Annotated in this window: 12 protein-coding genes and 1 pseudogene; all 13 read right to left on the reverse strand. The window is 69.1% G+C overall.

The features are described 5' to 3' along the window. Positions 1–8: 8 nt before the first annotated feature. Positions 9–1,142: a Glu/Leu/Phe/Val dehydrogenase dimerization domain-containing protein gene (locus ACWF7A_RS21635; RefSeq protein WP_452252262.1), complete on the reverse strand. Its 1,134-nt coding sequence runs from the start codon at positions 1,140–1,142 to the stop codon at positions 9–11. 33 nt (positions 1,143–1,175) lie between these two features. After that, a pseudogene (gene rho / locus ACWF7A_RS21640) lies at positions 1,176–2,192 on the reverse strand (transcription termination factor Rho); the annotation flags it as partial. A 245-nt stretch (positions 2,193–2,437) separates the two neighbouring features. Further along, positions 2,438–2,998 carry a DUF4360 domain-containing protein gene (locus ACWF7A_RS21645; RefSeq protein ID WP_452252263.1) on the reverse strand — a complete coding sequence of 187 codons (561 nt, stop codon included), beginning with the start codon at positions 2,996–2,998 and terminating at the stop codon, positions 2,438–2,440. Between the two features lie 145 nt (positions 2,999–3,143). Beyond that, positions 3,144–5,099 carry an acetate--CoA ligase family protein gene (locus ACWF7A_RS21650; protein WP_452252264.1) on the reverse strand — a complete coding sequence of 652 codons (1,956 nt, stop codon included), beginning with the start codon at positions 5,097–5,099 and terminating at the stop codon, positions 3,144–3,146. Then, positions 5,096–6,262, reverse strand: a complete 1,167-nt coding sequence (locus ACWF7A_RS21655; protein ID WP_452252265.1) for an acyl-CoA dehydrogenase family protein — start codon at positions 6,260–6,262, stop codon at positions 5,096–5,098. Before ACWF7A_RS21655 ends, ACWF7A_RS21650 begins: the two co-directional genes overlap by 4 nt. A 360-nt stretch (positions 6,263–6,622) precedes the next feature. Then, entirely contained in the window at positions 6,623–6,976 is a 354-nt protein-coding gene (locus ACWF7A_RS21660) for a GntR family transcriptional regulator (protein WP_452252266.1), read from the reverse strand. Positions 6,977–7,047: 71 nt separating this feature from the next. Next, positions 7,048–7,353 (reverse strand): hypothetical protein, encoded by a 306-nt coding sequence (locus ACWF7A_RS21665; protein WP_452252267.1) that lies wholly within the window; start codon positions 7,351–7,353, stop codon positions 7,048–7,050. A gap of 34 nt (positions 7,354–7,387) precedes the next feature. Next, complete coding sequence (locus tag ACWF7A_RS21670; RefSeq protein WP_452252268.1) at positions 7,388–8,692, reverse strand: nickel/cobalt transporter; 1,305 nt, start codon at positions 8,690–8,692, stop codon at positions 7,388–7,390. Next, positions 8,689–9,714, reverse strand: a complete 1,026-nt coding sequence (locus ACWF7A_RS21675; RefSeq protein WP_452252269.1) for a tetratricopeptide repeat protein — start codon at positions 9,712–9,714, stop codon at positions 8,689–8,691. The genes ACWF7A_RS21670 and ACWF7A_RS21675 overlap by 4 nt, the downstream gene beginning before the upstream one ends. A 16-nt stretch (positions 9,715–9,730) precedes the next feature. Next, positions 9,731–11,143 (reverse strand): DUF4331 domain-containing protein, encoded by a 1,413-nt coding sequence (locus ACWF7A_RS21680; protein WP_452252270.1) that lies wholly within the window; start codon positions 11,141–11,143, stop codon positions 9,731–9,733. Between the two features lie 68 nt (positions 11,144–11,211). Beyond that, entirely contained in the window at positions 11,212–11,580 is a 369-nt protein-coding gene (gene kal / locus ACWF7A_RS21685; protein ID WP_452252271.1) for a 3-aminobutyryl-CoA ammonia lyase, read from the reverse strand. Between the two features lie 26 nt (positions 11,581–11,606). After that, entirely contained in the window at positions 11,607–12,359 is a 753-nt protein-coding gene (kamE, locus tag ACWF7A_RS21690; RefSeq protein WP_452252272.1) for a lysine 5,6-aminomutase subunit beta, read from the reverse strand. Next, complete coding sequence (gene kamD, locus ACWF7A_RS21695) at positions 12,352–13,923, reverse strand: lysine 5,6-aminomutase subunit alpha (RefSeq protein WP_452252273.1); 1,572 nt, start codon at positions 13,921–13,923, stop codon at positions 12,352–12,354. Before kamD ends, kamE begins: the two co-directional genes overlap by 8 nt. Position 13,924: the final 1 nt, after the last annotated feature.

The raw sequence follows: 13,924 nt of genomic DNA on the forward strand, positions 1-13,924 counted from the left end.
GGGCGAGTCTACGGTTGCGGGAACCGCTGCTCGATCTCCTTCACCGCGGCGGCCGCGAGTCTTCTCGCTGCTTCCCGCGGTGAGGGTTCGCCGATGATCTCGCCGACGAGCCGGCGCATGTTCGTGCCGATCTTCTCGAACGCCGACTCGGCCGTGGCGTCGATGTCGCCGAACAGGGTCCACCACCACCAGGAGTTCGTGGCGGAGTTGGCGACGACGTCCGGGATGACCAGCGCCTGGAGTTCGGCGTCCGCCGTGACCGGCATGTTGGCCGCCTCGACGACCAGCCTCGCCCTGACCCGGTGGGCGTTCCCGGCGTTGATCGCGTAGCTCGTGGCGGCGGGGACGAGGACGTCCGCCTCGACGTCGAGCCAGCTGTCGCCGTCGCGTTCCTGGTCCTGCGGGCGGAGCTTCGACCGGTCCATCGCACCGTGCTCGTCCCGGGACAGCAGAAGGGTCTCCACGTCGAGCCCGTCGGGGTTGGCCACGACGCCGTGGACGTCGGCGAGACCTACCACCGTGACCCCGGCTCGGGCGAGGTAGCGCGCGGTGGCGCCGCCCATCGAGCCGAAGCCCTGCACGAACGCGGTGGGGTTGCGCAGGTGGAGGTGGTCCACGGCGGCCAGCGCGGCCTGCGCGACGCCGTAGCCGCCGACCAGTTCGTCGAGGCCCACGCCGTCGACGGTGACCGCGAACGCGTCCGCGAGACGTTGCCGCGCCTTGCTCTCGTCGTCCAGCAGCGGGTAGACGGCCTGGATGGACGACTGGAGGCCGATCTTCTCGATGACCTCGTCGATGGTGGACTGCCGCAGCCCCAGGTCCTCCCCCATCGTCCAGAAGCGTTCGACGTAGGGCGACATGGCGCGCAGGTAGGCCGTGAGAACGTCCTTGGCGCGCGGGTCGTAGGGGTCGAAGTCGATGCCGCCCTTGGCACCCCCGAGGGGCACGTACCGTGCGGCGGGGTCGTAGTTGAGGGCTTCCTTGGCGGTCATCCCCTGGGCCAGCCCGCGCACCTCGTCGAGCGTGCAGCCGGCGCGCATGCGCAGACCCCCGCTGCTGACCCCGCGCACCAGCCGGTCGATGACGAGATAACCGCGTGCCTGCGTGGCCGGATCGGTCCACGTGACCTCGAGAAGACTCACCGGCGCCAGTGAACCACCGAAGGTTCCTCGACGTCACCTCGACATCTGCAGGAGGAACTCCGCGTTGCTCTGGGTCTTGCGCAGTCCGTCGACGAGCATGTCGACGTCCCGATCGGCCATGGCCCGGCGCAGCGCGTCCGTGATGGCCAGTTCCTGTTGCGAGACGAGCAGTTCCGCCTTGCGAGTGCTCGACTGCTGCAGGTCGATCGCGGGGTAGATCCGTTTCTGAGCGGCCTTGCGGTCGAGCTTCAGCTCGGCGTTGCCGGTGCTCTTGAGCTCCTCGAAGATGGCCGTGTCGGCCAGCGACCCGGTCTCCACGAGCGCGGTGGCGAAGATCGTGAGGCTACCGCCGTGCTCGATGTTCCTCGCCGCGCCGAGGAACTGCTTGGGCGGCGTCAACGCCCTGGCGTCGATGCCACCGCTGAGAATGCGCCCGCCGTTGGGCTGCGCGAGGTTGTAGGCCCGCCCGAGCCGCGTCAGCGAGTCGAGCAGGATCACCACGTCCTGCCCGTCCTCGACGAGCCGCTTGGCCCGTTCGACGGCGAGCTCGGCAACGCGGATGTGCTCGTTCGGGTGCTCGTCGAAGGTGGACGTGAACATCTCACCGGGAATGGTGGTGCGCATGTCCGTCACCTCCTCGGGCCGTTCGCCGACGAGCGCGACGATGAGGTGGGCCTCGGGGTGGTTCTTGGCGATCGCCTGCGCGATCTGTTGCAGGACAATGGTCTTGCCGGCCTTGGGCGGCGCCACGACCAGTGCCCGCTGCCCCTTGCCGACGGGCATGACCAGGTCTATCGCGCGACTCGTGAGCTCGTTCGGATCGTGCTCCAGCCGCAACCTCTCGTTGGGGTAGAGCGGAGTCAGGTCCTCGAACCGAGGCCGCTGGTGCGGAGCGTGGCCGTTGACGGTGTCGACGCTGACGAGCTTTTCGCCCTCGGCCTCACCGCTGATCTGGTCGCCGCGTCGCAGGTCGAACTGCCTGACGAGACTCTGCGGGACCTGCGGCCCGTCCACGAGAAACGCCTTGTTGTTACGTACGTCGAGTACACCGATGTGCATCGGGTCTGTCCTTTCAGGAGGGTTGTTTCAGATGCGCTTCATCGACTCCGCACGCACGACCTTGTGGCCGTGCCGTTCCGGAGGAGAGCGCTTTGTTCTGAGTCCGCCAGCGCGGAAACTGGGGGATTTGGGCTGCGGATCTTGGATGGTCCAGCAGCTGGTCGGAGCTTACGTGCGCTTGGTCGCGCACCGCCGGTTACAACGGACTGTAGCAGAGAACGCCGACAGCGCGCTTGTTATTCCGAGCACTTCTTCCACGAGAGCCGGAACGTGGTGCTCACACTCGAGTCGGTCGAGTCCATGGTCATGAAGCTGCCGGCCCCCTTGCCCGTGAGCTTGAGCTCCGTCTCCACCGTCAGCGGCTTGCGCTCCTTGCACGGCCCGTGCGCCACCCCGCTGGGCGTGTCGGTGACCTGCCAGTTGTCACTCATGGGAGCCTCGTACGCACGGCTGCTGTGCCGAGTGGGAAACCCAGGAAACCAGTAGTCGTTCCGCACCACGCCACGAGCCTTGTCGGTCAGATGCGCGAAGCCCCGATAGTCAACCGCCGCGACACCGTAGGTGTACCCGTCCGGATGGTTGATCCTCAGCGCGATCGTGCAACTCCGCTTGGCCTCATTCCCGTTGCCCTGCACGAGAAAGTCGCTGTAGGTGACCGTGAACGCCTCATCGTCCGCCGACATGGCGACGTTCGTGGTGCCGGCCGCACACCCCGACCCACCAACGCTCACCACGGTGATCGTGACCGGGCCCGGCGGCGGCACGAGCGAAGCCAGCAATGCCATCACAACCAGCATCCCGGCCTCCTCGCGTCACTGCTGGAGAACCTACCGAGGCCCGCAATCCCGCAATCGGACCAGCAGGGCCCGCGCACACCGCATCCGCACGACAGGGTCGGTCTCGCACATCCTCACTCCTGCAACGCGCCCTCACGGGTTCGATTCATCCTCGGGAGGGGATGATCAGCGCGTCCACCGCCAGCACCCCGTCCGGACCCACCCGCACCGGGTTGAGCTCGATCTCCGCCAGATCCGGCCGCGCCACCAACGTCGAGGACACCTGCGCGATCACCTCGGCCAGCGCGGCCACGTCGGGTGCCGGGGCGCCGCGCCAGCCCGCCAGGAGCGGCGCGGAGGTGAGGCGGGCGAGCATGTCCCGCGCGGCAGCGGGGGTCACGGGTGCCAGCTCCGTTGTGGTGTCCCTGAACAGCTCCGCGTGCACGCCGCCCAGGCCCACCAGCACCACCGGGCCGAACGAAGGGTCGCGTTTTGCGCCGATGACGAGTTCCACGGTGTGTTCGCGGGTGTCCATCTGTTCGAGGACGTACGTGCCGGGGCCCAGCCTTGCCTGCATCTCCTCGAACGCCGCGGCGGGGTCGGTGAGGTTGGTCTTCACGCCGCCGTGTTCGCTCTTGTGGGCCAGCCAGTCCGCCTTGAGCACCAGCGGACCTTCCAGGGCCGAGGCAGTGACCTCGGCGGTGGTGGTGACGGGGTGGGCGGAGGGGAAGTCGACGAAGTCCAGCAGTTCGCGGGCCGCCAGGTAGCCGGGGCGGAACGGGGTGGTGGTCGCGGCGCGTGGTAGGGCCTCCCCCTCGTTCCTGCCACGTCTGTTCGCGTTGCCCAGGGCGGCGATGGTGCGTTCGATCGTGTGTTGCACGAAGATGCCGCCCGATCTCAGCGTGCGGACGGCCGCGGAGTCCTCGCGCATGCTGTGCACCACTACGGGGACGCCGGTTTCTGTTGCCAGCGCGCAGATCTGTGATGCCACCGCCACCTCGGCCGACTCCAGGGAAGGGGTGTCCGGGCCGTAGCTGCCGAAGTAGCCGGACAGGACGACCGAGTCGACTTCGCCTCCTCGTGCGAGCACCTCGATCGCGCGGTAGTAGTTCATCAGGTCCCGCTCCCCCGCGCCGGCCAGGTCGATCGGGTTCCGGCGGGAGGCGCCCTGCGGGAGACCGTCCACAGAGGACAACGAAGGCACGGAAAGTCCCGCTGCAGAAGCAAGGTCAGCCGCTATCGCGCCCTGGCCGCCCGAGTCGGAGACAACCCCCACCCTGCCCCCGCTCGGCACCCCGGTGGTCAGCAGCGCCGCCAGGTCGACGAGGGCCGCGGGGGTTGTCACGCGGACGGCGCCCACGTGTCGGCAGGCCGCGTCCACCACGTCCAAAGAGGACGTCAGGGCGCCGGTGTGCGTCATGGCCGCTTCCTGGCCCGCGAGAGAAGACCCGACGGTCAGCAGCACCACGGGTTTGCCGGCCGCGCACAGCTCGGACATGGCCGCCACGATGCCGGGGCCGAAGCTCTCCAGGTAGACCCCCACCGCGGTGGTCAGGGAGTGGGACACCAGGTCCAGCAACGCTTCCGTCGCCGTCACGTCCGCCTGGTTGCCCACGGAGACGAAACGCGAGACGCCGATGCCCGACGACGCGGCCAGACCGGCGATCTCCAGGCCCACCTGGCCGCTCTGCGACACGACGCCCAGCGAGCCCGCCTGGAACCGGCCCCAGGCCAGGTGCAGGGACGTCGCCGCGTCGAAGACGCCCAGGCAGTTCGGGCCGAGCAGGCGGGCGCCGGCCTCGCGGATGCGGCGGATCACGCCGTCGTCGATGCCCGAGGTGATGCCCACGAAGCCTCGTACGCCCACCGCGAGCGCCTCGTCCACCACGGCCGGTACGTGGGCGGCAGGCACGGCCAGCACGACGAGCTCGGGGGCCTCGTCCAGTTCGGAGAGCGAGCGGACGGTGGGACGGCCCAGGACCGCGCCGCCGCCTCGGTTCACCAGGTGGACGGCACGGCGGTCGTGGCCCACCAGGGCGCCTCTGGCCAGCCAGTGGCCCCACTTGGACGGGTCGTCGCTGGCACCGACGACGGCTACGGACGCGGGGTCGGAGAAGATCATCTGGCACCGAGGCCGCGGGAGATGATCAGGCGCTGGATGTCCGAGGTGCCTTCCTCGATCTCCTCCAGTTTGGCGTCGCGCATCCACCGTTCCACGGGGTAGTCGCGGGAGTAGCCGTAGCCCCCCAACGTCTGGACTGCCGCGTGGGTGCACCACATGGCGTTCTCCGAGCCCACGAGCTTCGCCATCGCCGACTCCTGCGCCACGTCGTGTCCCTGGTCGTACAAGGTCGCGGCGCGCACGGTCAGCATGTGCGAGGTGTCGACGCGGGTGGCCATGTCGGCCAGCCGGAAGGCCACCGCCTGGTGGCGGATGATCGGCACCCCGAACTGCTCGCGCTCGGCGGCGTAGGCGGTGGCGAAGTCCAGCGCGGCGCGGGCGAGTCCCGTCGTGGCCGCTCCGATGAGGATGCGCGACGCGTCGAAAGTCCTCATCAGGCCGGCGAACCCCTGCCCCTCGTCGCCCAGCCGGTCCTCCACGGGCACGCGCACGTCGTCGAGGAACACCCCGGCGTTGACGATCGCGCGCTGGCCCATCTTCCGGATCGGCGGCCCCACCGTCAGTCCCGGCGCCGAACGCGGCACGACGAAGGCCGTGACACCGCGCGACCTCAGCGACGGGTCGACCGTCGCGAAGATCACGAACGTCGAGGCGTACGGGGCGTTGGAAATCCAGGTCTTCTGTCCTTTGAGGACGTACTCGTCACCTTCACGCCGCGCGGACGTCTGGATGCTCGCCGCGTCGGAGCCGCTGCCGGGCTCGGTCACGGCGACGGCGGTGAGCGGCGGCCGTTCGGTCCCCAGCGGACCGAGGAACCTCTCCTGCTGCTCCGGAGTGCCGAGGTTCTCGATCGGCGCGCTGAAGAAGCCGTTGGACGTCACCAGGTTGCCGATGCCGATGTCCCCGTGGCACAGCTCCTGCTGGATCAGCGCCTGGGTCACCAGGTCGGTGACACCACCGCCGCCGTACTTCTCGGGCAGCATGAACGAGGTCAGCCCGAGCGCGGACGCCTTGTCCCACACGTCGAGCGGCGACTCGACGTCCGCCTCGTCGACGGCACGCCCCCGCGGCCGGATCTCCCTGGCGGCGAACTCCCGCGCCAGGTCGACGAACTGCTCCTGCTCCGCCGTGAGCCGCAGCCCGTCCCGGACGGTCCGCCCCATCGCGCGCTCCCAAATTGACTGACGACTCAGTTATTCACGATCCACCGGGGAGCCTAACCGCGCGCAGGCTCGTCAGCGCGGTCGCGAATGGGTGACTACCAGGGCAAATGGGGAGCGGCCAGACGGGGTGGCCGACCTACCGTGAGTAGCGCGTGACCGTGAGCCGGACATGCCGCACCACCCCGGCCGGACCAGCGGCCGCACACACACGCGAGGTGCGCGGCCGGGCCGGGGCCGAGGTGGTGCCGGACGGGAACGAGGTCGAACGTGCGGCACACCTCCACGATGGAACGTGATCATGGAGGTGGCCATTGTGGAACGTCACTGTTCAAGAAAACCGTGCAACACCCAGGAGAGTGACTACGTCCGGAGTGCCGCGCGCACGATCTCCATGGCCTCGTGCGACGAGAGGCCCAGCTCCGCGGACATCGCCGCGTACTGGGCCGCCGCCGCACGCACCCGCTCGCGGTTGCTGTCGCCGTTCGCGCTGACCACGGTGCCGGCCCGGCCCCTGGTCTCCACGAGACCGGCTTCCTCCAGCTCACGGTAGGCGCGGGCCACCGTGTTCACCGCGAGACCCAGGTCCTTCGCCAGGGCGCGCACCGTTGGCAGCTTGGCGCCCACCGGCAGTTCTCGGTTCGAGATGGCGTGCGCGTAGTGCACGCGCACCTGCTCGTACGGAGGTGTCTCCCCCTGGTGGTCGATCTTCACCACGCCGCATCCTCCCCGCATGTAGCTACTTCTGTATTGACCAACGGAAGAAGGCGGAGAAGGTTGCGGTCGATTCACCTCAAATTGGTCTGATCCGCTCCCATCTGCAGATAGAGCTTGCGCCAGCCCTGGTCGGCCTCGGTGGCGGCTTTGCCGTCGCAGTAGGCCTTTGCGCCGTTCGACGTGTAGTAACGCAGAATCGACAACGAGACGACCGTGTCCCAGTTGCCCTCCTCGAAGTACTCCTCCCCCGGTGTCTGCTCCTGGTGTTTCATGCAGGAGATGTCGGACTGCTGTTCGTCGTCGAACTGCGCGGTGGCCGTCCCCCGGGTGGTGCACGCGGTCAGCGCGAGGGCCGCCAGCACGATCAGCTTCTTCACGGTCTTCCTCCTCGGACGAACTGGACTGACTTGGTCAACCGGCCAGCGCACGCGTGGCCAGACCGACACCGACGACCATCACCAGCGCCGCGGTGCCGATCGGCGAGAGGTCCGCGAGCCGGCGGAACCGGGCGAGGCGCGGCCCGAACCGGTCCCGCAGCGAGACGAGCAGCAGGCCCGCCGCGGTCAGCGTCGCCGCCATGCCCAGGCCGTACGCGAGCACCAGGACCACGCCGAACCACGTGCGGCCGAGCGCGATGGCACCCAGCAGCACGACGAGGGCGGAGGGGGACGGCACCAACCCTCCGGCCACCCCCATCCCGACGAGCCCCGCCCGGCGGTGCCCATGACCATGTCCGTGGTCGTGCCCATGACCATGTCCGTGGTCGTGCCGCGTACGACCACGGGAACGCACCGCCGAGCGGAGCAGCACTCCTCCGATCACCGCGACCAGCAGACCGCTCGCGATGCCGAGCCAGCGCAACACCGACTCGCCCGCGATCGCACTGGACGCGCTGAGCAGCAGCCCCAGCACCAAGACCCCCGCCGTGTGGGTGATGGTGACCGTGGCGCCCACGAGGAATGCGTCGCGGCGGGTTCCACGAGAACCCGCCAGGTAGGCGGCCATCACGGTCTTGCCGTGGCCGGGCAGCGCCGCGTGGGACGCGCCCAGCACCAGAGACAGCAGGACCGCTCCCACTCCGACCACCGGGGTGAGATCACCCACGAGTCCGACGGCCGCCTTGGTGGCTTCACCCAGGACCCCGGGCGGGGTCACGGCCGCCCCCTCACCCGGTCGTGCCAGGAACCGCACCGCCCGGACGTCCAGCGGCGACGACAGCAGGTCGTCCGGGTAGGTGCGCAGTTCGTCGCTCACGGACTCGGCAGGGGCGCCCGACACCGCGACGTCGACCCCGACGACGGTGATCTCGCGCCAGCCCGGCTTGTCCTCGAGGTAGGAGTCGCTGAACGTCACCTCGGTCTCGCCGCGCGACGGCAGCGGTGCGAAGTACTCGCAGGTCAGGCGCATCGTGGGCAGGCCGGCCTCACCCTGCGGGCGCACCACCTCGGCCTCGCGCACCTCGAACCGCAGCTCCTGCTCGTCGGCCATGGCGTTCAACGACTTCGCGCGCTCGGCACACCTCTTGCGGGGATCGACGAACTCGCGGTCCTGCAGCGTGGGGATCTCCGCACTGTCCACAACGGACCGCAGCTCGATCCGGTCCGCGAACACCCGCAGCCCGTCGTAGTGGTTCACGCTGAGGTTGCTCAACGGGTGCGCCCGCGCCACCCCGCCCATCAGCAGCATCCCGAACAGCACCAGCAGGAAGACCCTCATCGCAGACTCCCCAGGATCGCCTCGCGGTGCCGCAGCACCTCGGGGTCGCGCCAGCCCAGCGAGACCGCGCGGTCCGAGTACGGCAGCGCCTCCGCGGAACGCCTGTTGACGTGCAGGGCCCAGGCGAGCGCGTCGGCGGTGAAGACGCTCTGCCGCTTCGCCCACTCCTTCTCGGCGTACCGCAACGCCTCGGCCGGGTCGCCGTGGTCCGCCGCGATCAACGCCGCGGTGAGGTCGTCCCCGCCCAACGCGCGCAACTGCCGCAACGCGAGGTCGTACTGCGCGCGGGCCTCGGCGGGCCTGCCCGCCTTGTCCAGGGCCTTGCCGTACTTCACGAGGTGGTCGGGCGACGCCGTCCTCGACACCAGGTCGCGGTAGGTCTCCAGAGACCTCTCCCGCCCCGCCAGCTCGTCCAGGTGCAGGCGGCAGAACTCGGACTCGTCCGGCGAGGAGGCCGACTCCAGCGCCCGTTCCAACGCACCGCGCGCCTCGTCCAGGCGGCCGTGCAGCTCGAAGTGGTACGCGGCGCGGGTGAACGACGCCACGCCGGGCCGCAGGTCCAGCATGCGTTGCAGCGCAACGGAAGCACCGGCGTCATCACCGAGCTGCGTCAGCGCGTCGACCAGCACGCCCTGTGCGGCGGCGGAGTCCGGCAGAGCGGAGACCGCGCGCTGTCCCCAGTCGCGGGCGGCGGCGAAGTCGTGGCGGGCGTTCGAGAGCGCTCCACGTCCGATGAACGCCTCACCGTTGTTCTCCGGCTTGAGCTTCAACGACTCGGTGAGCGCCTTCTCGGCGCGCGGGTGGTGCTGGGGATCGAACGTGACGCGGGCGAGCTCCACGTACGTGGTTCCGAGCTGGGCCCAGGCAGCGGCGTCCTGGGGTGTCCGGCGGAGCTTGGCCTGCAACGACTCGGCGTTGCGCTGCAAGGAGGAGGTCTGCGTGGCGGCGGGCGTCGCCGCCTGCGGGGAGGCGCAGGCGGCGACAGCGAGAAGGGCAGCCAGCAGCGGAAGTACTTTCCACATCGGGAGGCACCTTCGGCTAGCGGGAGTTGACCGCGCGGTTGCTCGGCAGTCCTACGTACGGGAACCGGTCACCGAAGCGAACGTCGTTGCCGTTCACCCGGTCACCCTTGGCGAGCGCCGGCACGAGCTTGCCGGTCAGCGCCGCTCCGACCACAGCCTGGATCTCGATGTCCACGACGTCGTCGGAGAGCCTGCGCCCGTTCGGGAACCCCTGCGGGTCCCCGCCCAGCACCCCGAGCCTGTTCGGGTTGCGCGTCACCGGCGTGGACATGTTGAGCCGCAGCATCTCCGACGGCTGGAACCGCTTCGGGTCCACGTCCGCGTTGTTCAGCTGCGAGTTGAGGTCGACCTTGATCGGGCCGCCGGCCTTCGTCGTGATGCCGGTCAGGAAGATCTCGACGAGGTCGGCGCGGGGCGTCTTCGGCGCGGGGATGCCGTAGATCGCCTGGATCAGCCGCGCGAGCTCCGGGTCGTTCACCCGGTCCAGCAACGCCTGCACCCTCGCGTCACCGACGGGTTCGAGCCCGTTGAACGCGTCCTTGAGCGGCGCGGACGACACCACCTCGTTGACCAGCGGGTTGCCGAGCCTCGACACCTGCACGAAGCTGCCCTGCGGGGTTGCCCTGCCGGGGTCGAGCTTCAGCGTGCGGCGTTCGGTGTCGCTCCACACGCCGATCACCGGGTTGCGCTTCGGGTCGTTCTTGAAGGCGAGCATCGTCTTGGGCACCTGGATGGCGATGGTGTTGACGTTGTAGCCCATCAGGGTGTCCTGGTTGACCTCTTTCAGGTTCCCGCCGTACAGGAGGTCGAACACGCGCAGGTCGAGGAAGAACGAGTCCTCGGACGGTCCGATGTAGACCTGGCCGCCTCCGGGGATCTTCGCCGTGGCCTGGTCGCGGATCGCGCCGAAGTCCGGGAACGAGGCGGGGCCGGTGTTCGACGGCGCCGCACGGCCGTTGCGCACGAGCTGGGTCGTCCTGCCGGGTTCGATCAGCTCGAGGGTGTAGTTCTGGCGGAACAGCAGGTTGTCGTCGTTGATCGACGTGACCGGGCCGTTGTTGTAGAGGAAGGTGTTCGCCTTGCCCCGCCGGTCGTCCGTGCTGAAGGTGAACCGGAACGTCTTGTCCGGCACCGCGTCGCCGTCCGCGTCGATGTTGATGTCGTACCGCGCGTCGGTGGCCCAGGGGTAGTAGTTGGGGCCGCCGTTGGGTTCCTGCAACCCGAACCAGTTCGCCACGAGCGTGACGGTGTCGGGCCTGTCGGGGCTGGTGAACGCGTACACGTCGGTGTTGTCGACCGCGGGGTCCGCCGCGATCAGCGGGGCCTCGCGATGGCTGGACGCCTCCGCCGCCGGTATCGCCGCCGCCATCGCGACGACGGCCGCGGCGATCGCGCCGCGCCGTAATCGCTTCTTGTTGTCACTTGGCATTGTCCTGCTCCCTTCCCACGGCGGGGATTCGAAGCAGGACGCCAAGCGGTTCGAACTGAATTGTGGTGTTATTCCGCGGCTTTCGGAGCAACCACCGTGCCGCGGGCCTTCGTTACGACGATCGGCTCAGCGAGCAGATCGGCCGCCGATGGACCGCGTTCGGGCGCGGAACGACACACGACACGTGCCTCGAACTCGATCTCGCGCGACCGCTTTCCGATGCGCACCAGTGTCGCCGACGCCTCGATCACGTCGCCCGCCTGGATCGGCGCCACGAACTCGACGGAGCTGTACCCCGCGAACAGCCCCTCGTCGGAGTCCGTGTGGATGAGCAGCTCGGTGGCGACGTCGCCGAACATGCCGAGCCCGTAGGCCCCGTCGACCAGACTGCCTCCGTAGTGGGCGTGCGAGTGCGGCACGTAACGGCGGTGCGTCACGGAGAAACCTTCGACCAAAGCCCCGCTCACGCGGCGACCCCTCTCTTTGCCTGCATCGCGTGCACCAGATAGCTCGCGACCTCACCCGGCGTGGTACCCCGGGAGAAAACCCGATCAACCCCCAGTTCGCCCGCCATCAACGGGTCGAAGCGCGGACCGCCCGCCACCAGCAACGGCCGCCGGTCCCCCATCGCCTCGCGGAACGCCGCGGACATCTCCTGCGTGTTCAGGATGTGCGCGTCCCGCTGCGTGACGACCTGGGAGATCAGCACCGCGTCGGCCTTCTCGCTGCGGGCGGACCGGACGAGCTCCGGAACACTCACCTGCGCGCCGAGGTTCACGACCTTCAGCTCGCGGTAGTACTCCAGGCCCTTCTCGCCGGCGAAGCCCTTGATGTTGAGGATCGCGTCGATGCCGACCGTGTGCGCGTCCGTGCCGATGCACCCGCCGACCACGACCAGCTTGCGCCGCAACACCTTCTTCAGCACGCTGTTCACTTCGGACGGGGTCAGCAGCGGGTACTCGCGCTCGACGACCTTGACCTCGTCGAGGTCCACGAGGTGCTTCACCGAGCCGTAGACGACGAAGAACGTGAAGTCGTCGCCGATGGGGTTCGAGTGGACCACCATCGCGGGGTCCATGCCCATCTTGTTCGCGAGCTGCAACGCGGCGCCGTCCGCCTTGGGGCCGAACGGGATCGGCAGCGTGAACGACGTCTGGATCATGCCGTCGCCGGTCGTGTCGCCGTACGGCCGCACGTACCTCTTGGCGTCAGACATCGCTCGCCTCCAGCATCTCGCTCGCGGGGTTGAAGTACGCCTCGGCCTTCTCGACGACACCGTCCGCGCCCTTGCCCTTGTCCGCGGGGCGTTTCATCAGGCCGAACGTGCCGTCCGCGATGGCGTTGAGCAGGCCGTCGTCGACGATGCGCTCCAGCAGGTCGACGGCCTCGCCGAGGACCTGGTGCGCGCGCTTGACGATGAGGCCGTCCGGTGAGGGGCGGAAGTCCTCGGCGAGGCTGCCCGCCGCGTTCAGCACGTACCGGACGTTCTTCAGCGCCAGGTCGCGGTCGGAGAGGAACGGCGTCACGACGGCCTCGGTCATCATGCCGACGAGCAGGATGGACTGTCCTGTGAGGACACCCGCGAGGTTGAAGAACCCGTCCAGCAGATAGCCGTCGAACACGTCGCCGGTCATGTGCTTCGTCGGCGGCATCCACTTCAGCGGCGCGTCCGGGAAGAGCTCGCGGGCCAGCAACGCGTGCGCGAGCTCGAGCCGGAACGAGTCGGGCACCTTCGGGTTGATCTCGAAGGCGTGCCCGAGGCCCAGCAGGTGGTCGGGCAGGCCCGCCTCGTGGGCGAAGTGCTCGTTGAGCAACTGGCTGACGGTCACGGTGTGCGCGGCGTCGACGGCGTCCGCGGTGGTGAGGTAGTTGTCCTCGCCGGTGTTGATGATGATGCCGGCGCGGGCGTGGACCTGGCGGGAGAACCGCTGGTCGACGAACGTGCGGATCGGGTTGATGTCGCGGAAGAGGATCCCGTACATCGAGTCGTTCAGCATCATGTCGAGGCGCTGGAGACCTGCCAGCACAGCGATCTCCGGCATGCAGAGGCCGGACGCGTAGTTGGTCAGCCGCACGTACCGGCCGACCTCCTTCGACACGTCGTCCAGCGCCGCGCGCATGATCCGGAAGTTCTCCTGCGTGGCGTACGTGCCCGCGAACCCGTGGTGCGTGGCGCCTTCCGGCACGTAGTCCAGGAGACTCTGGCCGGTCGACCGGATCACCGCGATGATGTCGGCGCCCGCGCGGGCCGCGTTCTTCGCCTGGACGACGTCCTCGTCGATGTCGCCGGTCGCGACGATCAGGTAGATCCACGGGCGTTGCGCGGGATCACCGAGCTTCGTGACCAGCTTGTCGCGCTGGGCCTTGTTGCGGTCGACCGTCTTCAGTCCTTTCGCGACGGCGGAGGTGGAGGCTTTCCGCGCCGCGGTCAGGTCTTTGCCGGTCGGGATCCTGAACTGGACCTGGCCCGCGGCCGTGGCCTCGGCGAGTTCGGTGAGACTGCCGAGGTCGTGTTCCTTCAGCGCGTGGAACGCCGGCAGCACCACACCGTGCTCCAGCCCGCACTGCTCGCGAACCGTGTCGATCACGCGGTTGACCCACGGGACGTCACCGGCGCGGTGCGTGGAGTCCGCGCCGGTGATGCCGGCCAGGCGGAGTGTGGCGCGCTCGACGGCGACGGTGGTGTGCGCCTTCGCGAGGGACACCACCGGTTCGGCCGCCCGCGCAGCGAGTTTCCGCGCGGCGGCGACCACCAACGGGTCGAGGTCGAGCAACGCCATG

The organism is Lentzea sp. NPDC055074 (genome assembly GCF_053608005.1).